Consider the following 22,014-nt stretch of genomic DNA (forward strand, 5'->3'; position numbering starts at 1 on the left):
CTCCCAGCTCCCGACCGGTGACAGCCGACCCGCTCAAAGCCGGGCCGTCGCCACCCCCGCCGCCTCGACAAGCCCCCGCATCACCCGCAGGTCCTCGCCCATCTCCGGGTGCCACTGCACACCGAGGGCCCAGGTCGGGGCGGCCAGTTCCACCGCCTCCACCGTGCCGTCCTCCGCGTGGGCCGAGGCCGTGAGCCCCGTGCCCAGCAGCTCCACGGCCTGGTGGTGGTAGGTCGGGACCTCGGTCAGCTCGGGCACGAGGGAGGCGTACCGCGTGCCCGGCACCGGCTTGACCGCGTGCCGGCCGATCACCCCGACCGCCTCCACATGCCCGTCCAGGTGCTGGATCAGCGTCCCGCCGAGGGCCACGTTCAGCAGCTGCATGCCCCGGCAGATCCCGAGCAGCGGCGTGCCGGAGGCCAGCGCCGCGTCGATCAGCGCCAGTTCCCAGGAGTCCCGCGCGCGGGCCGGCGGGCCGGTACGGGGGTCGGGCGCGGCCCCGTACCGTACGGGCTCGACGTCCGCCCCGCCCGCGACGACCAGACCGTCGAGCCGGGCCACGACCGCCGCCGCGGCGGCCGGTTCGTCCGGCGGCAGCATCACGGCGAGCCCCCCGCTCTCCCGGACGAGCCGTGGGTACGGCGCGGGGAGCAGCGCGGCCTGCATGTCCCACACCCCCCAACGGGCCTGGTCCAGATAGGTCGTCACGCCGATGAGCGGCTTGGACACGTGCTTCCTCCAGGAGCGTCGGTGACTCGATGAGACGGATCAGTCGCGGGCGAGCTCGGCCTCGGCAGCGGCGAGCGCCGCGAACTCCTCCTCCGGCGCGCCGGCCACCAGATGGTGCCGACTGTAGAACGCGAAGTAGGCGAGAGCGATCACGTACACCCCGAGTGCCATGAACGCCGCCGTCCGGTCCACCAGGAAGGTCGCGACGAGCGCCGAAAGGGCCAGGACGAAGGCGATGGACGAGGTCACGATCCCGCCGGGCGTGCGGTACGGCCGGTGCAGGCCGGGCTCGCGGCGCCGCAGCACGATGTGCGAGAGCGCCATGAGGGCGTACGAGATGGTGGCGCCGAAGACCGCGATGTTCAGCATCCGCGCGCCGTTCCCGGTCCCGGCGGCGAGCGCGAAGCCGATCGCGCCCGGGATGAGCAGGCCCAGGTACGGCGACTTGCGGCGGCTGGTCAGGGAGAGGAAGCGGGGCAGGTAGCCGGCCCGGGAGAGGGCGAACAGCTGGCGCGATCCGGCGTAGATGAGCGAGAAGAAGGAGGCGACCAGGCCCGCGAGGCCCGCGTAGTTCACGAAGCGGCTGAGCGCCGTCGGCTCCCCGTCGCCCTGGAGCGCCACGACGAGCGGGTTGCCCGCCTCCTGGACGGCGGCCGAGCCGCGCGCGCCGGTGGCGGCGAGGAAGGTCACGACGGCGAGCAGCACCAGGATCCCCATCGAGATCGCGAGCGCCCTGGGCATCGACCGCACCGGGTCCTTCGCCTCCTCGGCGGCGAGCGGCACGCCCTCCACCCCGAGGAAGAACCACATGCCGAAGGGGAACGCGGCCCAGATCCCGAGCAGTCCGAAGGGCAGCCAGGAGTTCGACCCGAAGGCCTGGCCGTCGACGGGGATGTCGTTCAGTCCGTCGACGTGGAAGTCGGTGAACGCGCCCAGCGCGAAGACGACGAGCGCCGCGACCGCGATCGCCGTCACGATCAGGCTGAAACGCAGCGCCTCGCCCACGCCCCACAGATGGATCCCGATGAAGAGCGCGAAGCAGACGAGGTAGACCGGCCAGCCGGACTCCAGGCCGAAGAGGCCGAGGGACTCGACGTAGTCGCCGATGAAGATGGAGATCGCGGCGGGCGCGAGGACGTACTCGATGAGGATCGCGGTTCCGGTCAGGAACCCGCCCCAGGTGCCGAGCGCCCGGCGGGCGAAGCCGTAGCCGCCGCCCGCCGTGGGCAGGATGGCGGAGAGCTCGGCGAGCGCGAAGACCAGACAGGCGTACATCGCGCCCATGAGGACGGTGGCGACGGCGAGTCCGCCGAAGCCGCCCTTCGACAGGCCGATGTTCCAGCCGGAGAAGTCCCCGGAGACGACGTAGGCGACGCCGAGACCGGTGAGCAGCAGCCAGCCGGCGCTGCCGCGGCGCAGCGTGCGCCGTTCCAGATAGTCGTCTTTCGGCGGTGTGGTGTCTTCGAGCGTCATGGCAGCGTCAGCTCCCCGCAACGGGCCCAATGGATTGGAGCCATACCTTTGCGGCGCCCGTACGGATGCGCAACCCCCGTGCGTTACTTTCGGGTTACGGCGACGGGGCCCCGCTCACGTCAGGAAGCCCCGCAGCAGCGCCGCCGTGCCCGCGCAGTGCTCCCGCATCACCTCGCGCGCCGCGTCCGCGTCCCCGTCGAGGACCGCCTCCACCAGGGCCGTGTGCTGGTGCTGGGAGTGCTCCAGATTGCGTACGAGCAGGGGGATGCAGTCCAGGAGGTCGTTCACCGTCGCCCGTACGGCGGCGTACTGCGCGGTCAGCGTCGGCGAGCCGGAGAGCTCGGCGAGCGTGAGGTGGAGCAGGGTGTCCTGGCGACGGTAATCGGCCAAAGGCGCGTCATGGGTCGCCGTCACGGCGGCCCGCAGCCGCTCGGCGCCCGCCGCGTCGAGCCCGTGTGCCGCGCAGAGCCCCGCGGCCCCCACCTCCAGGACCTCACGGAAGCGCAGGATGTCCTCCACGTCGACCGAGGCGATCCGGCGGCGCAGCTCGTCCTCGTCGGCGGTCTGGACGCGGGGCAGGACGAACGTCCCGCCGTACCGGCCGCGCCGGCTCTCCACGAGCCCCTGTTCCTGGAGGACCTTGAGGACCTCGCGCAGGGTCACCCGGCTGATCCCCATCCGGTCGGCCAGCTCCCGCTCGGCGGGCAGCCGCTCCCCGCCCGGCACGAGTCCGAGCCGTACCACCTGGAGGATCTGCTGCAACGCCTCCTCGAAGCCGTTGCCCGCCCGCACAGGCCGGAGCACGGGCGTCAGCCGGTCCGCCGATTCACTCGTACTGGCCACGTTCCTCGTTTCCCCTTCTCCAGGACTTCCCAAGCAATGGTCTTCGGCAATACCTTATGGCTCCCGGCAGGCCGAAGGAGGAGCAATCCCGTGGCAGACCGCACACCCCCGCTCACCGTCGAGGAGCTGCGTGCCCTCGTCGCGAGCGGCGAGATCGACACCGTCGTCCTGGCCTTCCCCGACATGCAGGGACGGCTCCAGGGCAAGCGGTTCGCCGCACAGTTCTTCCTGGACGACGTCCTCGGCCACGGCACCGAGGGCTGCAACTATCTTCTGGCCGTCGACACCGAGATGAACACCGTCGAGGGCTACGAGATGTCCTCCTGGGACAGCGGCTACGGCGACTTCGCGATGCACCCCGACCTCACCACCCTCCGCCGCCTCCCCTGGAACGAGGCCACCGCCATGGTGACGGCCGACCTCGCCTGGGCCGACGGCACCCCGGTGGTCGCGGCCCCCCGCCAGATCCTCCGCCGCCAGCTGGAGCGCCTCGCGGAACTCGGCCTCACCGCCCACGTCGGCACCGAGCTCGAGTTCATCGTCTTCCAGGACAGCTACGAGCAGGCCTGGGACGCGAACTACCGCGGCCTCACGCCCGCCAACCAGTACAACATCGACTACTCCGTCCTCGGTACCGGTCGCATCGAACCCCTCCTGCGCCGCATCCGCAACGAGATGACCGCCGCCGGACTGACCGTCGAGTCCGCCAAGGGCGAGTGCAACCCCGGCCAGCACGAGATCGCCTTCAAGTACGACGAGGCCCTCGTCACCTGTGACCAGCACGCCGTCTACAAGACGGGCGCCAAGGAGATCGCCGCCCAGGAGGGCTACTCGCTCACCTTCATGGCGAAGTACAACGAGCGCGAGGGCAACTCCTGCCACATCCACCTCTCCCTCCAGAACGCCGACGGAGAGAACGTGATGGCGGGCGACGACCCCCACCACATGTCCGAGACCATGCGGCACTTCCTCGCCGGACAGCTCGCCGCCCTCCGTGACTTCTCCCTCCTCTACGCCCCGAACATCAACTCCTACAAGCGGTTCCAGCCCGGCTCCTTCGCCCCCACCGCGGTCGCCTGGGGTCACGACAACCGCACCTGCTCGCTCCGGGTCGTCGGCCACGGCCGCTCCACCCGCTTCGAGAACCGCCTCCCCGGCGGCGACGTCAACCCCTACCTCGCCGTCGCGGGCCTGGTCGCCGCCGGCCTGTACGGGATCGAGCAGCGCCTCGAGCTGCCCGAGCCGTGCACCGGGAACGCCTACACCGCCGAGTACGCGCACGTCCCCACCACCCTCCGCGAGGCCGCCGAACTCTGGGAGACCAGCGAGATCGCCAAGGCCGCCTTCGGCGCGGAGGTCGTCGCCCACTACCGCAACATGGCCCGCGTCGAACTCGACGCCTTCGACGCCGCGGTGACCGACTGGGAACTGCGCCGCTCCTTCGAACGCCTCTGACCGGCACATGTGACAAGAGAGAGGAACGAGTTGCTCCAGGTACTGAACCCGGCGACGGAGGAGCTGGTCGCCACCGTCCCCGCCGTGACCCCGGCCGAGGTCGACGCCGCCGTCGGCCGCGCCACCGCCGCCCAGCGCGGCTGGGCCGCCGCGGCGCCCGCCGACCGGGCCCGGGTGCTCCGCCGCTTCGCCGCTGTCGTCGACGAGCACATCGAGGAACTCGCCCGCCTGGAGGTCACCGAGGCCGGGCACACGATCGGCAACGCCCGCTGGGAGGCCGGCAACGTCCGCGACCTCCTCGACTTCGCCGCCGGGGGAGTGGAGCGCCTCAACGGGCGCCAGATCCCGGTGGCCGGCGGCCTCGACGTCACGATCCTCGAACCCCTCGGGGTCGTCGGCGTCATCGCGCCCTGGAACTTCCCCATGCCGATCGCCGCCTGGGCCGCCGCACCCGCCCTCGCCGCCGGCAACGCGGTACTCCTCAAGCCCGCCGAGACCACCCCGCTCACCGCGCTCCGCCTCGCCGAACTCGCCCTGGAGGCGGGTCTGCCCGAGGGCCTCTTCCAGGTCCTCCCCGGCACGGGCCCGGTCACGGGCAACACCCTCGTCGAGCACCCCGGCATCGCGAAGATCGTCTTCACCGGCTCCACCCGGGTCGGAAAGTCGATCATGGCCAAGTGCGCCGACCGGGTGAAGCGGCTCACGCTCGAACTCGGCGGCAAGAGCCCCAACATCGTCTTCGCGGACGCGGACATCGAGGCGGCCGCCGCCGCGGCGCCGATGGCCTTCCTCGACAACAGCGGCCAGGACTGCTGCGCCCGCACCCGCATCCTCGTGCAGCGGAGCGCGTACGACCGCTTCCTGGAGCTCCTCACCCCCGCGATCGAGGAGATCGTCGTCGGCGACCCCCTCGACGAGCGCACCCAGATGGGCCCGCTCATCTCCCGCGCCCATCTCGACCGCGTCCGCTCGTACGTCACCGAGGACCTCCAGGGAATCCGCGGCAAGGCACCCGAGGGCCCCGGCTTCTGGTTCCCGCCGACCGTCCTCACCGACCTGCCCGAGGACGCCCCCTGCGCCGTCGAGGAGATCTTCGGGCCGGTCGCCGTCGTCCTGCCCTTCGACGACGAGGCCGACGCGATCCGGCTCGCCAACGCCACCGAGTACGGCCTCTCCGGCTCGATCTGGACCCGCGACGTCGGCCGCGCCCTGCGCGCCTCCCGCGCCGTCCGCGCCGGCAACCTCTCCGTCAACTCCCACTCCAGCGTCCGCTACTGGACGCCGTTCGGCGGCTACCGGCAGTCCGGCCTCGGCCGCGAACTGGGCCCCGACGCCCTGACCGCCTTCACCGAAACCAAGAACGTCTTCATCAGCACGGAGGGCCCCGCACTGTGAGCAACGAGATCATCTGCCGCCGCCTCGTCGGCCGTACCGCCGTCATCACCGGAGCCGGCAGCGGCATCGGCCTCGCCACCGCCCGACGCCTCGCCTCCGAGGGCGCGAACGTCGTCTGCGGCGACATCGACGAGACCGCGGGCAAGGCCGCGGCGGAGGAGGTCGGCGGCACCTTCGTCAAGGTCGACGTCACCGACCCCGAGCAGGTCGACGCGCTCTTCAGGACCGCCTTCGACACGTACGGCTCCGTCGACATCGCCTTCAACAACGCCGGCATCTCGCCGCCCGACGACGACTCCATCCTGGAGACCGGCCTGGAGGCCTGGAAGCGCGTCCAGGACGTCAACCTCACCTCCGTCTACCTGTGCTGCAAGGCCGCCCTCCCCTACATGCGCCGCCAGGGCAGGGGCTCCATCATCAACACCGCCTCCTTCGTCGCGATCATGGGCGCGGCCACCAGCCAGATCTCGTACACGGCCTCCAAGGGCGGCGTCCTCGCCATGTCCCGCGAGCTGGGCGTCCAGTTCGCCCGCGAGGGCATCCGGGTCAACGCCCTCTGCCCCGGGCCGGTCAACACCCCGCTCCTCCAGGAGCTGTTCGCCAGCGACCCCGAGCGGGCCGCGCGCCGCCTCGTGCACATCCCCGTCGGCCGCTTCGCCGAGGCCGAGGAGATCGCCGCCGCGGTCGCGTTCCTCGCGAGCGACGACTCCTCCTTCGTCAACGCCAGCGACTTCCTCGTCGACGGCGGCATCGCGGCCGCGTACGTGACACCTCTCTAACCCTCCGCTCGTCCCACCTCCCCCCCACCCGGCAGCCGGGCGTCGCAAGGCGCCCGGCTGTTCCGCGTCCAGAAGCCTTCCGAGAAGGAGAGTGACCATGACCAACCGACTCCGTACGAGAACGGCGACCTCCGCCCTCGCCCTCACGCTCGCCACGACCGGCCTCGCGGCCGCGGCCCCCGCCGAGGCGAAGCCCCGGGAATGCCCGACGCTGACGGTCTCCGAAGGCTGGTACGGCGACAACAGGGCACGCCTGGACGCCTTCCTCGCCGACCACTGCGCCGACCGGGGTCGCGGCGGCGGGAAGAAGCCCCTCGCGGTCTTCGACTGGGACAACACCGTCGTCAAGAACGACGTCGGCGACGCCACCTTCTACTGGCTGCTCCGCAACGACCGCGTCCGCCCGCCCCGCGACGGCGACTGGTCCACCACGAGCCGCCACCTCACCCCCGGGGCCGCCGCGGCGCTCGGCGAAGCGTGCCCCACCGGCGTACGCACCCTCCCCACGTCCACCGACACGCGATGCGCCGACGAGCTCCTCGCGGTGTACGGAGGGGGTGCCACCACGGGCGGCGAACCGGCCTTCGACGGCTTCGACCACCGCCGCACGGACCCCCAGTACGCCTGGCTGGCCCAGCTCCTGCGCGGCTGGACCACCCGCCAGGTCGAGTCCTTCGCCGCCGCCGCCCGCGCCGAGAACCTCGCCGCGCCGCAGGGCGCCACCCAGCGGGTCGGCACCGCCCGCGTCACGGGCTGGGTCCGCCACTACGAGCAGCAGCGCGACCTCATCCGTACGCTCAAGGCCGCGGGCTTCGACGTCTGGGTCGTCTCCGCCTCGCCCGAACCGGTCGTCGACGTCTGGGCGAAGGGCGCCGGCGTCGACCCTTCCCACACCATCGGCATCCGCAACACCACCGAGCACGGCCGGCTCACCGCCCACCTCAAGGGCTGCGGCACTGTCCGCGACGGCGAGGACGAGATGATCACCTACATCGACGGCAAGCGCTGCTGGATCAACCAGGAGATCCTCGGCGTCCGCGGCCCCGCCGCCGAGCGCGTCCAACCGGCCTCCCGCCGCCAGGATTTCGCCGCCGGAGACTCCGACACGGACGTCTCCTTCCTGCGCGACGCGACCGGCCTCCGGCTGGTCCTCAACCGCAACAAGAACGAACTCATGTGCCGGGCGTACGAGAACGGCGACGGCCGCTGGATCGTCAACCCCATGTTCATCGAGCCGAAGCGGCAGAAGGCCACCCCGTACCCCTGTGCCACGACGGGCTACACGGCGGCCGACGGCACGGCGGAACCGGTCCGCCGCCCCGACGGCACGGTGATCCCGGACCAGCGGGACACGGTGAGCCGCCTGAGCGCCCGCGAAGACGGCCGCACCGACCAGCAGCCCGCGTCGGCTGATCACCCGTGGCCGGGGGGCCTGGCAGGGCCGGAGAAGGGGTCGATGGTGGACGGCACGGGTGGCCTCCTGGAGTAGCGTCAGCAGCACCTGCTGGAGCGGGGCAAATCATCCTGGAACGGACAGACCGTGAACAAGGAGCCGCTTCCTGACGCCCCCACGCCGCCACCCGGACAGCCGACATCCCCGGCCTCGCCCGGCTCGTCTGCCGGGCGAGGGGACCGGGTGAGGAACCTCGCCGGTTCGGGCGGGTCCTGTCTGGCGGGGCCCATGGGGCCCTAAAGGAACGTCTGCCCCTCGCCCCGGTAGGTCGGCACGGTGGCCGTGACCCGGTCGCCCTCGACCAGCCGCAATCGGTCGAACCGCTCGCACAGCTCGCCGGCCTTCGCGTGCCGGAACCACACCTTGTCGCCGATCCGCAGGTCGTCGGCCGGCGAGCCGAGCAGTGGGGTCTGGACCTCGCCGGGACCCTCCTGCGGGTCGTACCGCAGCCCCTCCGGCAGATACGGCACGGGCAGCCGGTCCGGGCCCGCCGCCCCGGACGCGGGATAGCCGCCGCCGAGCACGGTCACCACGCCCACGCCGGGGCGGCGGACGACGGGCTGCGCGAAGAGCGCGGCCGGACGCCCGCTGAAGGACGTGTAGTTGTCGAAGAGCCGCGGCACGAAGAGCCCCGAACCGGCGGCGATCTCCGTCACCGCGTCCTCGGCGGCCGTGTGCTGGACGCTCCCGGTGCCGCCGCCGTTCACGAACTCCAGGTCCGGCGCCACCGCCCGTACCGCACGGACGACCGCCGCCCGGCGCTCCGCCAGCTCCCGGCGGGCGGCGGACTGCATCAGCCGGATCGCCCGCGAGCGCAGCGGCCGGCCCGCGACCGCGTCGCCGACGCCGGCGACGTGCCCTTCGTACGCCATGATCCCGACCAGCCGGAAACCCGGCCGCCGCACAACGGAACGGGCCAGCTCGGCCAGGTCGGCGGGGGTGCGCAGCGGCGAACGCCGAGCCCCGATCCGTACCCGTCCCCCCAGGAGGTGGAGGGCCGTGTCCAGCTCCAGGCAGACCCGCACCTCCTCCGCCCCGCCCGCGCGGGAGGCGTCGATCAGATCGAGCTGCGCGACGTCGTCGACCATCACGGTCACGGCGGCGGCGAGCTTCGGATCCCGCGCCAGGTCCGCGAACCCGGCCCGGTCCGCCGACGGATACGCGAGCAGCACGTCCTCGAACCCGGCACGCGCCAGCCACAGCGACTCGTCGAGCGTGAACGACATGATCCCGGCGAACCCGTCACGCGAGAGCACCCGCTCCAGGAGCGCGCGGCAGCGCACGGACTTGCTCGCCACCCGGATCGGCTTGCCGGCGGACCGGCGGACGAGATCCGCCGCGTTGTCGTCGAAGGCCTCCAGGTCGACGATCGCCACGGGAGCGTCGAGATGAGCGGTGGCACGGTCGTAACGGGCCCGGTCGGCGGCGCGGGGAGTCATGGCCCGAGCTTGCCAGACAGGTATACGAGTGGGTAGCCCCCGACCTCGGTCCGCCCGGGTTCCCGCGGGGCCGGGAACAGCCCGTAGAGTGACGGGCATTGTCGACACGAGCGGGGGGACGGGGATGACCGCCGAACACCCACGTCCCACGTCCCGCATCACCGACGCGCTCCTCCAGGCCCCACCGACGACCACGTCACCGCCGGCGCCCGCGACACCGCCGCCCGCCGCGGAACATCCGGGGCGCCTCACGCCGAGGAACGCCCTGGCCACCCCCGCGCGTCTCGCGGCGACGTCGACCGCCCAGGGCGCTCCTGAGCGCCCGACGGCGTCCGTGACGGCCCCACCGCACCCGGCTGTCCCGGAGATCCCGGCACGCTCCACGGCGAGGAACGCCGCCCAGGACGGAGCCGAGCGCCTCACGGCGAGGAACGCCGCCCAGGACGGGGCCGAGCGCCTCACGGCGAGGAACGCCGCCCAGGACGGGGCCGAGCGCCCCACGGCGGCGGACACCTCAAGGCCCGCTCCGCCGTCGCCCCCGGCACGTCCCGCGCCGACCGCCTCCGCGCCGCCCAAGCCCCCGGTCACGCCGAGGGCCGCGTCCCCGGTGGTGCCCGTACGGCCCGCGCCGACGGCTTCGGCGCCTCCCGAGCCCCCGGTGGCGCCCGCACGGCCCGCGCCGACCGCCGCCCCTGAGCGTCCGCAGTCCCCGGGCCCGCAGGCCGAGCCCGCGCGCCCCGGTTTCCCGCCCGCCGCCGGCCCCGTGGCCTCTCAGGCCGTCCCGGCTCCCGGGCCGGCCGGTCGCGCCGTGCCGCCGCGCGGGGTTCCGGACGGCCCCGACGCGCGGCGCGGATACCCGTCCGCGCGCGAGTCGGGCGGCACGGCCGTCGAGCCCCTGCCGTCCCGTCAGGCACCCGCGCCCGCCCGCACCTGGGCTTCCCCGTCCGAAGCGGGCGACCTGCCGGAGGTGGAGACCACCACCCGGCTCCGGCCGATCCGCGACGTACCGCGCACGGCTCACCCGCCGAGGCCGCCGCGACCCGCCGCGCACGGGACGCCCTCGTACGGATACGGGCTCGCGGGCGCCCTGCCGCCCGAGACAGCCGTCGAGACCACCACCCGACTGCGCCCCGTACGCGAGCGCCGCACCGGGCGACTGCTCGCGGTCACGGCCTGCGTCGTCCTCGGGGTCGGGCTCATCGGCGGGGCCCTCACCGGGATATGGCTGGCCTCCAGCGACCCCGCGCGGCCCGCCGAACCCGCCGGGTACACCGAGGCGAAGGACCTCTGGCACAACGTCCCCGTCGACACCCTCTTCCCCCGCACCCTCGCGGGCCCCGGCGCGGGCCCCGGCGCCGCCGGACGCACCTGGACCCGGATCGTCGTCGCCCCCGACACCCCCTGCTCGCCCGCCGTCCTGGCCAAGGGCCTGCTCGCCACCCTCACGCCGCTCGGCTGCGAGCGCGTCCTGCGCGCCACGTACACCGACGCCACCGCCAGCAGCGTGATCACCGTCGGCCTCGTCTTCACCCGCGCCGACGCCGGCGCGCAGCGCACCCTCGGCCAGGGCGGCGGCCTCGCCGCCCGCCTCGGCGAGGACGTCCCCCCGGCGCTCACCGGCCCCTCCACCGTCGCGGCCCGCTTCGGCGCACGGCAGCGCGCGAGCTGGTGGCTGAGCGCCCCCGCCGACCTTCCCGTCGTCGTCACCGCCGTCTCCGGCTTCGCCGACGGCCGGGCCGTCGAACGCCCGCAGTCCGCCGACCTGGCCATGACCCAGGGCCGTACCGACGCGACCGCGCAGTCCGGCCTCGGCCACGAGGCCAAGGGCATCACCAAGCGTTTCGAATCCCTGCTGCGCAAGACCGTCGCCGCGGCCGTCAAGGAGAAGGAGAGCGCCCGGTGACCCACCCGACCGCCTCCACCCGGGTGACAGCCCCTGCCCGGGCGGCCGCTCCCACCCGGCCGACAGCCCGCGCCACCGGCCAGGACCGTGCCACCGGCCCGGCCCCCGCCACAGCCCCCACCCGCACCACCACCCCCGCCCGCCTCACCACCCCCACCCGCGCGACCGGCGTCGTCCTCCTCGCCGCCGCCTTCTCCGTCCTCCCCGCGACCACCGCCCCCGCCCACGCCGACACCATCCGGGCCCGGCAGTGGGGCCTGGAGGCCATGCACACCGCCGAAGCCTGGCGTACGACCAAGGGCGAGGGCGTCAAGGTCGCCGTCCTCGACACGGGCGTCGACCCCGACCACCCGGACCTGACCGGCTCCGTCCTCCCCGGCCGCGACCTCATCGGCTTCGGAGCCTCCAAGGGCGACGACGCCTGGGCCCGCCACGGCACCGCCATGGCCGGCATCATCGCCGGGCACGGCCACGGCCCCGGCGACGAGAGCGGGGTCCTCGGGATCGCGCCCGACGTCGAGATCCTCCCCGTCAGGGTCATCCTGGAGAGCACCGACAAGTCCCGCGACAAGGCCCGCAAGAGCCGCGGCACCGCCCTCGCCGAGGGCATCCGCTGGGCCGCCGACCACGGCGCCGACGTCATCAACCTCTCCCTCGGCGACGACTCCAAGTCCGCCCACCCCGACGCGGGCGAGGACGCCGCCGTCCAGTACGCCCTCGCCAAGGGCGTCTCCGTCGTCGCCTCCGCAGGCAACGGCGGCGAGAAGGGCGACCACATCTCGTACCCCGCCGCCTACCCCGGCGTCATCGCCGTCACCGCCGTCGACCGCTACGGCACCCACGCCTCGTTCTCCACCCGCCGCTGGTACGCCACGGTCAGTGCCCCCGGCGTCGACATCGTCATCGCCGACCCCGACCGCCGCTACTACGAGGGCTGGGGCACCAGCGCCGCCGCCGCGTTCGTCTCCGGCGCCGTCGCCCTCGTCAGGTCCGCCCACCCCGACCTCACCCCGGCCCAGATCAAGCAGCTGCTCATCGACACCGCCCGCAACCGCCCCAAGGGCGGCCGCAGCGACGCCAAGGGGTACGGGACGGTCGACCCGGCCGCCGCCATCGAGGCCGGGGCGGCGCGCAAGGGCGGCGACCCGAAGATCGCCACCACCGGCTACCGGGGGCAGTACTTCGGCCCCGGCCCGACCCCCGCCGCCGAGGAGAGCCGCCCCCTCGGCCTGCTCGCCCCCGCCGCCGGCGGGCTCGGCGCCCTGCTGCTCCTCGCCGCCGTCGCCCTCCGGCGCACGCGACGCACCCGCTGACGACCCGGCGGACAGATCCGTGCCCCTCGCCCGTTAGGCTCGGTGCGTGGCGCTCAAGAACATCCCGGACCCCGGTTTCTCCGACGACGACGGCACCGCCGACCCGCGGCTCGCCGCGGCCCTCGCGGCCTGGGCGGAGGACAGGACCGCCCACGGCCCGGTCCTCGAAGCGCTCAAGGGCGCCCGGCTGCTCGTCCCCGTGGTCGCCGTCCTCGGCGAGGTCGAGACCGACGAGAACGGCCTGCGCCGCGAGAAGACCAGCGACATGGCGGTGCCCACCCTCACCGCGGGCGACCGCCGGGCCCTGCCCGCCTTCACCTCGATCGCCGCGCTCGCCCTGTGGGACCCGGAGGCCCGGCCCGTGGCCGTGCCCCTCCACCAGGCGCTCCAGGCCGCCGCGCACGAGAAGGCCGACACCGTCGTCCTCGACCTCGCGGGCCCCGTCCCGTACCAGCTGACGGGTCCGGCGCTGCTCGCCCTCGCCGAGGGTCGCTCCAGCACCGACCCGCTCGACGACCCGGCCGTACGGGAGGCCGTACGCGCCGCCGTCGCCGCCGAGCCCGCGGTCCTCCGCGCCCATCTGGGCCCCGGCGCCGCCGACGGCACCCTCGCCCTGATCCTCGCCGGGGACGCCGCCCCGGCGGAAGCGGCCCAGCGCGTCGCCCGCGCCCTGGCCGCCGACGAAACACTGAGGGCCCGCCTGGTGCGGGGCCTCGACCTGGCACTGCTGCCGGCCTCGGCCACGCCTCCTGGCGAGCCCTTCTACGTGAAGCGGTAAGAGCGGTAAGTAGGGAGAAGTCCTAGCCGTACACCGGCCCCGTGTACTTCTCGCCCGGTCCCTGGCCCGGCTCGTCCGGGATCAGGGACGCCTCGCGGAAGGCGAGCTGCAGGGACTTCAGACCGTCCCGCAGGGGAGCGGCGTGGAAGGAGGAGACCTCCGTCGCGCCGGCGTCCAGCAGGCCGGCGAGCGCGTGCACCAGCTTGCGGGCCTCGTCGAGGTCCTTGTACTTGTCGCCCTCCTCGGTGAGACCGAGCTTCACCGCGGCGGCGCTCATCAGGTTGACGGCGACCGTCACGATCACCTCGACGGCCGGGACCTCCGCGATGTCGCGGGTCATGGCGTCGAAGTCGGGGGCGTCGGGGGAGTCCGCGGACTCGTTCTGGGGCGTCTCGCTCATGCCTCACACGATAAGCCGCCCGGCGCGCCTCTCCGTCGCCCCCGTCCCGGTTCGCGTAGAGGGGCCGGTCCTGCTAACCTTGTGTAACGACCGGCCGGACACGCGTGTGCCCGGCCCACAAGTGGAGGCTCCGTACTCCCACCTGACCACCCTCACGGGTGGCGGGTCACCGGTCAGGTGGTCCCCATCGTTCCGTACGGACGATGGAACTGCCCGATTCTGCGCCCCGCGGTTGACCGCGGCGGTGCTCCGGTTTTCCTTGGAGCCCCGCCTGTGTCCCGTCCGGGGCGTTTTTCATGTGCCGGCTCGGTTGGTCTCAGTGAACAGACGTTGCGCGTCCGTCCGCCAGGCGGTCGCGTGGTGCTACCTAGGAGGATCCATCAGCGCCGAGCCCCGCATCAACGACAGGATTCGCGTTCCCGAGGTGCGACTTGTCGGACCCAGCGGCGAGCAGGTCGGGATTGTTCCGCTTGCCAAGGCCCTGGAGCTCGCACAGGAGTACGACCTCGACCTGGTCGAGGTCGCGGCGACCGCCCGTCCGCCCGTGTGCAAGCTCATGGACTACGGGAAGTTCAAGTACGAGTCGGCCATGAAGGCCCGTGAGGCGCGCAAGAACCAGGCGCACACGGTCATCAAGGAGATGAAGCTCCGGCCGAAGATCGACCCGCACGACTACGACACCAAGAAGGGTCACGTCGTCCGGTTCCTCAAGCAGGGCGACAAGGTCAAGATCACGATCATGTTCCGTGGTCGTGAGCAGTCCCGTCCCGAGCTTGGTTTCCGGCTGCTTCAGCGGCTGGCGTCGGACGTCGAGGAGCTTGGCTTCATCGAGTCCAACCCGAAGCAGGACGGCCGGAACATGATCATGGTTCTCGGCCCGCACAAGAAGAAGACCGAGGCCATGGCCGAGGCGCGTGAGGCCCAGGCCGCACGCAAGGCCGAGCGCCAGGGTGTCGCCGCCGACGAGGCGGACGACGCTCCGGTCGAGGAGGCTCAGGTCGAGGAGACCGAGGCCACCGAGGCCACCGACGCTCCGGTCGCCGAGGCCGAGGCCGACGCTCCGGTCGAGAACCCCGAGGCGTGACCCGACGGGCTGCCACCCAGGCAGCCCCGGGACCCGCCCGGAACCACCAGAACTAAGAATTGACGCTCCCGGCAGTCCGGTGTCCGCACCGGGGGAGCGCCACTGACGAGGAGATACGGCGCGATGCCGAAGAACAAGACGCACTCCGGTGCCAAGAAGCGCTTCAAGGTCACCGGCACCGGCAAGATCATGCGCGAGCGCGCCGGCAAGCGCCACCTGCTCGAGCACAAGTCGTCCAAGCTGACGCGTCGCCTCACCGGCAACGCCGAGATGGCCCCGGGTGACGCCGCCAAGATCAAGAAGATGCTGGGCATCTGATCTTGATCTCCCGCCCTCGGCGACGAGGGCATCCGGCTCAGACCGGGATCCATTCGTTTTTCGGGTCGTGTGAGGACCACCACGACCCCGCTACAAGGAGTTAAAAGTGGCACGCGTCAAGCGGGCAGTCAACGCCCACAAGAAGCGCCGGGCAATCCTCGAGGCGGCCTCCGGCTACCGCGGTCAGCGTTCGCGCCTGTACCGCAAGGCCAAGGAGCAGGTCACCCACTCGCTGGTCTACAACTACAACGACCGCAAGAAGCGCAAGGGCGACTTCCGCCGTCTGTGGATCCAGCGCATCAACGCCGCTGCCCGTCAGAACGGCATGACGTACAACCGCCTCATCCAGGGTCTGAACGCCGCCAACATCGAGGTGGACCGCAAGATCCTCGCCGAGCTGGCCGTCAACGACATCAACGCGTTCGCCGCGCTGGTCGAGGTCGCGCAGAAGGCTCTGCCGGCCGACGTCAACGCCCCGAAGGCCGCTGCCTGATCTTCCAGGCCGCAGTACCTCTGCCCGGACCCGCAGGCGCGTGCGCCTGCGGGTCCGGGTGCGTCGGGCCCCCGAAGTCGCCGTCCCCCTCGAAGAGAGAACCGCCGCACCTCATGGTCACCCCCGAGCTGATCTCCCCGCGTTCCCCGCGCGTCGTCGCCGCCCGGCGACTCGCCAAGCGCAACTTCCGGGGCAAGGACCGCCTCTTCATCGCCGAGGGCCCGCAGGCCGTCCGCGAGGCCGTCGAGCACCGCGGGGCCGGCGGCGAGCCCACCCTCGTCGAGCTCTTCACCACCGTCGAGGCAGCCGAGCGGTACGCGCCGATCATCGAGACCGCCCTCGCCTCCGGCGCCCGTGTCCACCACGCCTCCGACGCCGTCCTCGCCGAGGTCTCCCAGACCGTCACCCCGCAGGGCATCGTCGGCGTCTGCCGCTTCCTGGACTCGCCCTTCGAGGAGATCGTCGCGGCCCGGCCCAAGCTGGTCGCCGTCCTCGCGCACGTCCGCGACCCCGGGAACGCCGGGACCGTGCTGCGCTGCGCCGACGCCGCCGGCGCCGACGCCGTCGTCCTCACCGACGCGTCCGTCGACCTCTACAACCCCAAGTCGGTCCGCGCCTCCGTCGGATCGCTCTTCCACCTGCCGGTCGCCGTCGGCGTCCCCGTGGAACAGGCCGTCGCCGGGCTCAAGAGCGCGGGCGTACGGATCCTCGCCGCCGACGGAGCGGGCCAGGACGACCTCGACGACGAACTCGACGCCGGCACCATGGGCGGGCCCACCGCCTGGATCTTCGGCAACGAGGCCTGGGGCCTTCCCGAGGAGACCAGGGCCCTCGCCGACGCCGTCGTCCGCGTCCCCATCCACGGCAAGGCCGAGAGCCTCAACCTCGCCACCGCGGCCGCCGTCTGCCTGTACGCCTCCGCCCGCGCCCAGCGCCCCCGAACCTCCGCCTGAGGGGTCCATTCCGGCGTCCGGGCCCAGTAGAGTGACGCCTTCGGGGGCCCACTGCGCTACACGGAGAGGTGGGGTACGGGGATGACGGTCGGCACGGACAGTCCCGCACAGGCACAAAGCGGCGCACCGCACGCCCCGGAGCCGCCCGGAGCCGCCCAGGCGCCCACTGCCGGGCTCCCCGCCACCCCACTCCCCACCGCCGATCCCTCCGCCGGCGGCACCGACTTCGCCGGGATCCGGCCCGACGACCTGCCCGACGGCCTCGTCGTCGCCGACGAGACCGGCCGGGTCGTCTGCTTCAACGCCGCCGCCGGCCGCATCACCGCCGTACCCGCCGACCGGGCCCTCGGCCTCCCCCTCGACGAGGCCCTCCCCCTGGAGGACCTCAAGGGGTGCCGCTGGTGGACCCTGACCGACCCGTACGGCGGCCTCGCCACCCGCCGAGGCCAGCCCGAGCGCAATCTGCTGCTCCCCGGCGGCCGCGAGGTCCTCGTCTCCGCCCGGTACGTCCGCGAGCACCCCACAGGGCCCGTCCGCCGCGTCGTGGTCTCCCTGCGTGGCACCGACGCCCGCCGCCGCACCGAGCGCAGCCACGCCGAGCTCATCGCCACCGTCGCCCACGAGCTGCGCTCCCCGCTCACCTCCGTCAAGGGCTTCACCGCCACCCTCCTCGACAAATGGGAGCGGTTCACCGACGAGCAGAAGCGGCTGATGCTGGAGACCGTCGACGCCGACGCGGGCCGCATCAAGCGCCTCATCGCCGAGCTCCTCGACATCTCCCGGATCGACTCCGGCCGTCTTGAGGTGCGCCGCCAGCCCGTCGACCTCGCCGCCGCCATCGGCCGCCACATCCAGGTCCACACCACCGGCGGCCAGTCACCGGACCGTTTCTTCGTACGGATCAGCCCGCGGCTGCCCAAGCTCTGGGCCGACCCCGACAAGATCGACCAGATCCTCGGCAACCTCCTGGAAAACGCGGTGCGCCACGGCGAAGGAACCGTCACCATCGAGGTGGCACCCGGTACCGCGGGCGACGACGGAGAAGAGGGGACGGAGGTCACCGTGAGCGACGAGGGCCCCGGCATCCCCGAAGCGTCGATGAGCCGCGTCTTCACCCGCTTCTGGCGGGGCAGCAAACGCGGCGGCACCGGCCTCGGCCTCTACATCGTCAAGGGCATCGTCGAGGCCCACGGCGGCACCATCACCGTCGGACGGGGCCCCCGCGGCGGGGCCGAGTTCCGATTTACCCTGCCCGTCGGCACCCCGGCCCATCTCATCTGACGAGATCAGAGGCCGCCAGGGCCGCCCACGGGCTCATCACCGTCCGAGCGCCCCGTTAGACTCGACCTTTGGCACGTTTGCGCCCTTGTCGTCGAGCGGGGCAGCGCCCAGCCAGCCAAACGGAAGCACGGGAAGAGATGTCGGCACCGAATAAGTCGTACGACCCGGTCGAGGTCGAGGCCTTGAAACCGGAAGAGATCGAGCGCATGCGGGACGAGGCGCTCGCCGCCTTCGCGGCCGCCGGCGACCTCGACGCGCTTGCGCACGCGAAGACCGCGCACACCGGTGGCACCTCGCCACTGGCCCTCGCCAACCGCGAGATCGGCGCCCTGCCCCCGCAGGCCAAGGCCGCCGCCGGAAAGGTCGTGGGCCAGGCGCGCGGCGCCGTCTCCAAGGCGCTCGCCGCCCGGCAGACGGAGCTGGAGGCCGAGCGGGACGCCCGTGTGCTCGTCGAGGAGGCCGTCGACGTCACCCTGCCGTACGACCGTGTCCCGGCCGGCGCCAGGCACCCGCTGACCACGCTCATGGAGCGCGTCGCGGACGTCTTCGTCTCCATGGGGTACGAGGTCGCCGAGGGCCCCGAGGTCGAGGCGGAGTGGTTCAACTTCGACGCCCTCAACTTCGTCCCGGACCACCCGGCGCGCCAGATGCAGGACACCTTCTTCATCCAGGGCCCTGAGGGCACCACGGGTGACGAGTCCGGTGTCGTCCTGCGCACGCACACCTCGCCGGTCCAGGCCCGCACGCTCCTCGACCGGGAGCCCCCGGTCTACGTCGTGTGCCCCGGCCGCGTCTACCGCACCGACGAGCTCGACGCCACGCACACCCCGGTCTTCCACCAGATCGAGCTGCTCGCCGTCGACGAGGGCCTGACCATGGCCGACCTCAAGGGCACCCTGGACCACATGGTCCAGGCGCTCTTCGGCCCGGACATGAAGACCCGGCTCCGCCCGAACTTCTTCCCCTTCACCGAGCCGTCCGCCGAGATGGACATGCTCTGCTACGTCTGCCGCGGCGAGTCCGTCGGCAACCCGGACCGTCCCTGCCGCACCTGCGGCAGCGAGGGCTGGATCGAGCTCGGCGGCTGCGGCATGGTCAACCCGAAGGTGCTCGTCGCCTGCGGTGTGGACCCCGAGAAGTACAGCGGATTCGCCTTCGGGTTCGGCATCGAGCGGATGCTGATGTTCCGCCACAACGTCGACGACATGCGAGACATGGTCGAGGGTGACGTCCGTTTCACCCGGCCGTTCGGGATGGAGATCTGATGCGGGTCCCGCTTTCTTGGCTGCGGGAGTACGTCGACCTGCCGGTGACGGAGACCGGCCGAGACGTCCAGGCCAAACTCATCTCCGCGGGTCTCGAGGTCGAGACCGTCGAGAAGCTCGGCACCGGCCTCACCGGTCCGCTGGTGGTCGGCAAGGTCCTCACCATCGAGGAGCTGACGGAGTTCAAGAAGCCCATCCGCTTCTGCACCGTCGACGTCGGCCAGGCCAACGGCACGGGCGAGCCCCAGGAGATCATCTGCGGCGCCCGGAACTTCGCCGTGGGCGACAAGGTCGTCGTGGCCCTGCCCGGCGCCGTCCTCCCCGGTGACTTCCGGATCGCCGAGCGCAAGACCTACGGCCGGGTGTCCCGCGGCATGATCTGCTCCGGCGACGAGCTGGGCATGGGCGACGACGGTACGCACGGCATCATCGTGCTCCCGCCGGAGTACGAGATCGGCATCGACGCCACGGTCCTCCTGGAGCTGTACGACGAGGTCCTCGACATCGCCGTCACCCCCGACCGCGGCTACTGCCTCTCGATGCGCGGCGTCGCCCGCGAGACCGCGACCGCGTACGGCCTGCCGCTGCGCGACCCGGCGCTCCTCGACGTACCCGCGCCGAACGCGTACGGCTACCCGGTCCAGGTCTCCGACCCGATCGGCTGCGACCGCTTCACCGCGCGCACCGTCGTCGGTGTCGCCCCCGAGGCCCGCACCCCCATCTGGATGCAGCGCAGGCTCCAGAAGGCCGGCATGCGCACGGTCTCGCTCGCCGTGGACATCACCAACTACGTGATGCTGGAGCTGGGCACCCCGCTGCACGCCTACGACCGCACCCGGCTCGACGGCCCCATCGGGGTCCGCCGCGCCGCGGACGGTGAGACGATCACCACGCTGGACGGAGTCAAGCGCGTCCTCGACTCCGGGGACCTGCTGATTACTGACAACAGCGGCCCGATCGCGCTGGCCGGCGTGATGGGCGGCGCCCACACGGAGATCGCCGATCCGGTGACCGACCCCGAGACGGGCATCGTCACGGGCACCACCGAGGTCGTCATCGAGGCGGCCCACTTCGACGCGATCACCATCGCCCGGACCTCGCGCCGTCACAAGCTGTCGACCGAGGGTTCCAAGCGCTGGGAGCGTGGCGTCGACCCGAAGGCGCCCAGTGCCGCCGCGCAGCGCTGCGTCGACCTGCTCGTGCTGCTCGCGGGCGGTACGGCCGAGGCCGGCGTCACCGAGATCAGCGCCCCGTCCGCGCCGCGCACGATCGCCATGCCGGCGAACCACCCGGACAAGGTCGCGGGCGTCGACTACGGCCGCGAGACCGTCGTCCGCCGCCTCCAGGAGGTCGGCTGCGACGTCTACGGCCAGGACGAGCTCGTCGTCACCGTGCCCTCGTGGCGCCCCGACCTCAACGAGCCGAACGACCTCGCCGAAGAGGTCATCCGCCTGGAGGGCTACGAGAACCTGCCCTCCACGCTGCCGAAGCCCCCGGCCGGCCGCGGACTCACCGAGCGCCAGCGCACCCACCGCCGCGTGGGCCGCGCCTTGGCCGGCGCCGGCTACGTCGAGGCGCTGAACTACCCGTTCATCGGCGCGCAGGCCCTCGACCACCTCGGTCTCGACGCGGACGACGCCCGTCGCCGGCTCGTGACCCTGGTCAACCCGCTCTCGGACGAGGAGCCCGCGCTCCGTACGACGCTGCTCCCGGGCCTGCTCGGCGCGCTGCGTCGCAACGACAGCCGCGGCAGCCACGACCTGGCACTCTTCGAGACCGGTCTCGTCTTCCGGCCGGAGGGAGAGCCCGGCGTCGCCGTCCGGCTGCCCGTCGACCGCCGTCCCACCGACGAGGAGGTCGCCGAGGTCAACGCCGCGCTGCCCGCGCAGCCGCGCCGTGCCGCCGTCGTCCTCGCCGGTGCGCGCGAGCAGGCCGGCTGGTGGGGCAAGGGCCGCCCGTCCGACTGGGCGGACGCGGTCGAGGCCGGCCGGACCGTGGCCGCCGAGGCCGGGGTCGAGCTGATCATCAGCGCCGACCAGCACGCCCCGTGGCACCCGGGCCGCTGCGCCGCGTTCCACGTCGAGGTGGACGGCGAGAAGGTCCTCGTCGGCCACGCCGGCGAGCTCCACCCGCGCGTGGTGAAGGCCTTCGGTCTGCCGGCCCGCAGCTGCGCGATGGAGATCGACCTGGACCTGCTGGAGAAGGCGAACGAGGGCCCCCTGAAGGCCCCTCATATCTCCTCCTTCCCGGTCGCCACCCAGGACGTCGCCCTGGTCGTCGCCGCGGAGGTCCCGGCCGCCGAGGTCGAGGCCGCCCTCGGCGAGGGCGCGGGTGAGCTCCTGGAGTCCATCCGCCTGTTCGACGTCTACACCGGCGACCAGCTGGACGAGGGCACCAAGTCCCTGGCGTACGCGCTGAAGTTCCGCGCCACGGACCGCACCCTCACGGTCGACGAGGCCACCGCGGCCCGCGACGCGGCCGTCGCCCTGGCGGCCGACCGCACGGGCGCCGTCCTGCGCGGCGCCTGAGCGACACGGCAGAGCAGCACCAGGTGGGCCGCCCCGGGGGTTGCCGGGGCGGGCCCCCCCCCGTGCCCGGACCCCGCACCGTGCACCCAACGGCGGTCACGCGCCCGGGGCTCGGCCGCCCCGGCGCCTGGC

19 protein-coding genes are annotated in these 22,014 nt (G+C 72.9%); 14 read left to right on the forward strand and 5 right to left on the reverse strand.

Annotated elements, in window-relative coordinates:
- Positions 1–33: 33 nt before the first annotated feature.
- From ACWFR1_RS09920 to ACWFR1_RS09930, 3 genes are all read right to left on the reverse strand, one after another.
- Positions 34–729, reverse strand: coding sequence for a gamma-glutamyl-gamma-aminobutyrate hydrolase family protein (locus ACWFR1_RS09920; protein WP_453548593.1), 696 nt, complete (start codon positions 727–729; stop codon positions 34–36).
- A 39-nt stretch (positions 730–768) separates the two neighbouring features.
- On the reverse strand, positions 769–2,202 hold the full coding sequence (eat, locus tag ACWFR1_RS09925; protein WP_453548595.1) for an ethanolamine permease: 1,434 nt from the start codon (positions 2,200–2,202) through the stop codon (positions 769–771).
- Positions 2,203–2,316: 114 nt separating this feature from the next.
- The gene (locus ACWFR1_RS09930; RefSeq protein WP_453548597.1) at positions 2,317–3,045 is read right to left on the reverse strand and encodes a FadR/GntR family transcriptional regulator; all 729 of its coding nucleotides are present in this window, start codon (positions 3,043–3,045) and stop codon (positions 2,317–2,319) included.
- Between the two features lie 90 nt (positions 3,046–3,135).
- On the opposite strand from ACWFR1_RS09930, the gene ACWFR1_RS09935 reads away from it, so the two are divergent.
- The 4 genes from ACWFR1_RS09935 (at position 3,136) to ACWFR1_RS09950 (ending at position 8,163) form a co-directional block, all read left to right on the forward strand.
- Positions 3,136–4,500, forward strand: coding sequence for a glutamine synthetase family protein (locus ACWFR1_RS09935; protein ID WP_453548599.1), 1,365 nt, complete (start codon positions 3,136–3,138; stop codon positions 4,498–4,500).
- Positions 4,501–4,530: 30 nt separating this feature from the next.
- Complete coding sequence (locus tag ACWFR1_RS09940; protein WP_453548601.1) at positions 4,531–5,895, forward strand: aldehyde dehydrogenase family protein; 1,365 nt, start codon at positions 4,531–4,533, stop codon at positions 5,893–5,895.
- A complete protein-coding gene (locus ACWFR1_RS09945) occupies positions 5,892–6,674 on the forward strand; it encodes a 3-oxoacyl-ACP reductase (protein ID WP_453548604.1) in 783 nt (260 codons plus the stop codon). The genes ACWFR1_RS09940 and ACWFR1_RS09945 overlap by 4 nt, the downstream gene beginning before the upstream one ends.
- A 97-nt stretch (positions 6,675–6,771) precedes the next feature.
- Entirely contained in the window at positions 6,772–8,163 is a 1,392-nt protein-coding gene (locus ACWFR1_RS09950) for a haloacid dehalogenase-like hydrolase (protein WP_453548607.1), read from the forward strand.
- A gap of 200 nt (positions 8,164–8,363) precedes the next feature.
- Here ACWFR1_RS09950 and ACWFR1_RS09955 read toward each other — a convergent pair whose 3' ends face one another.
- Positions 8,364–9,566 (reverse strand): amino acid deaminase/aldolase, encoded by a 1,203-nt coding sequence (locus ACWFR1_RS09955; RefSeq protein ID WP_453548609.1) that lies wholly within the window; start codon positions 9,564–9,566, stop codon positions 8,364–8,366.
- Positions 9,567–9,690: 124 nt separating this feature from the next.
- Here ACWFR1_RS09955 and ACWFR1_RS09960 point away from each other — a divergent pair, with 124 nt between their 5' ends.
- Genes ACWFR1_RS09960 through ACWFR1_RS09970 form a run of 3 tightly spaced genes read left to right on the forward strand, consistent with a single transcriptional unit; the run spans position 9,691 to position 13,560 of the window.
- Positions 9,691–11,469 carry a hypothetical protein gene (locus ACWFR1_RS09960; protein WP_453548611.1) on the forward strand — a complete coding sequence of 593 codons (1,779 nt, stop codon included), beginning with the start codon at positions 9,691–9,693 and terminating at the stop codon, positions 11,467–11,469.
- Positions 11,466–12,782 (forward strand): type VII secretion-associated serine protease mycosin, encoded by a 1,317-nt coding sequence (gene mycP / locus ACWFR1_RS09965; RefSeq protein ID WP_453548612.1) that lies wholly within the window; start codon positions 11,466–11,468, stop codon positions 12,780–12,782. Before ACWFR1_RS09960 ends, mycP begins: the two co-directional genes overlap by 4 nt.
- A 46-nt stretch (positions 12,783–12,828) precedes the next feature.
- Positions 12,829–13,560, forward strand: coding sequence for an SseB family protein (locus ACWFR1_RS09970; protein WP_453548614.1), 732 nt, complete (start codon positions 12,829–12,831; stop codon positions 13,558–13,560).
- A 22-nt stretch (positions 13,561–13,582) separates the two neighbouring features.
- Here ACWFR1_RS09970 and ACWFR1_RS09975 read toward each other — a convergent pair whose 3' ends face one another.
- Positions 13,583–13,960: a DUF1844 domain-containing protein gene (locus tag ACWFR1_RS09975; protein ID WP_365787788.1), complete on the reverse strand. Its 378-nt coding sequence runs from the start codon at positions 13,958–13,960 to the stop codon at positions 13,583–13,585.
- 379 nt (positions 13,961–14,339) lie between these two features.
- Between ACWFR1_RS09975 and infC the strand changes: the two genes are divergently transcribed.
- The 7 genes from infC (at position 14,340) to pheT (ending at position 21,882) form a co-directional block, all read left to right on the forward strand.
- A complete protein-coding gene (infC, locus tag ACWFR1_RS09980) occupies positions 14,340–15,044 on the forward strand; it encodes a translation initiation factor IF-3 (protein ID WP_453548766.1) in 705 nt (234 codons plus the stop codon).
- A gap of 123 nt (positions 15,045–15,167) precedes the next feature.
- A complete protein-coding gene (gene rpmI / locus ACWFR1_RS09985; protein ID WP_024760685.1) occupies positions 15,168–15,362 on the forward strand; it encodes a 50S ribosomal protein L35 in 195 nt (64 codons plus the stop codon).
- Between the two features lie 106 nt (positions 15,363–15,468).
- Positions 15,469–15,855: a 50S ribosomal protein L20 gene (rplT, locus tag ACWFR1_RS09990; RefSeq protein ID WP_024760684.1), complete on the forward strand. Its 387-nt coding sequence runs from the start codon at positions 15,469–15,471 to the stop codon at positions 15,853–15,855.
- A 113-nt stretch (positions 15,856–15,968) separates the two neighbouring features.
- Complete coding sequence (locus ACWFR1_RS09995) at positions 15,969–16,808, forward strand: TrmH family RNA methyltransferase (protein WP_453548618.1); 840 nt, start codon at positions 15,969–15,971, stop codon at positions 16,806–16,808.
- An 81-nt stretch (positions 16,809–16,889) separates the two neighbouring features.
- A complete protein-coding gene (locus ACWFR1_RS10000; RefSeq protein ID WP_453548621.1) occupies positions 16,890–18,089 on the forward strand; it encodes an ATP-binding protein in 1,200 nt (399 codons plus the stop codon).
- Positions 18,090–18,226: 137 nt separating this feature from the next.
- The gene (pheS, locus tag ACWFR1_RS10005) at positions 18,227–19,354 is read left to right on the forward strand and encodes a phenylalanine--tRNA ligase subunit alpha (protein ID WP_317593859.1); all 1,128 of its coding nucleotides are present in this window, start codon (positions 18,227–18,229) and stop codon (positions 19,352–19,354) included.
- Positions 19,354–21,882, forward strand: coding sequence for a phenylalanine--tRNA ligase subunit beta (gene pheT, locus ACWFR1_RS10010; RefSeq protein ID WP_453548625.1), 2,529 nt, complete (start codon positions 19,354–19,356; stop codon positions 21,880–21,882). Before pheS ends, pheT begins: the two co-directional genes overlap by 1 nt.
- Positions 21,883–22,014 lie beyond the last annotated feature (132 nt).

This window comes from Streptomyces sp. NPDC055103 (genome assembly GCF_053607625.1).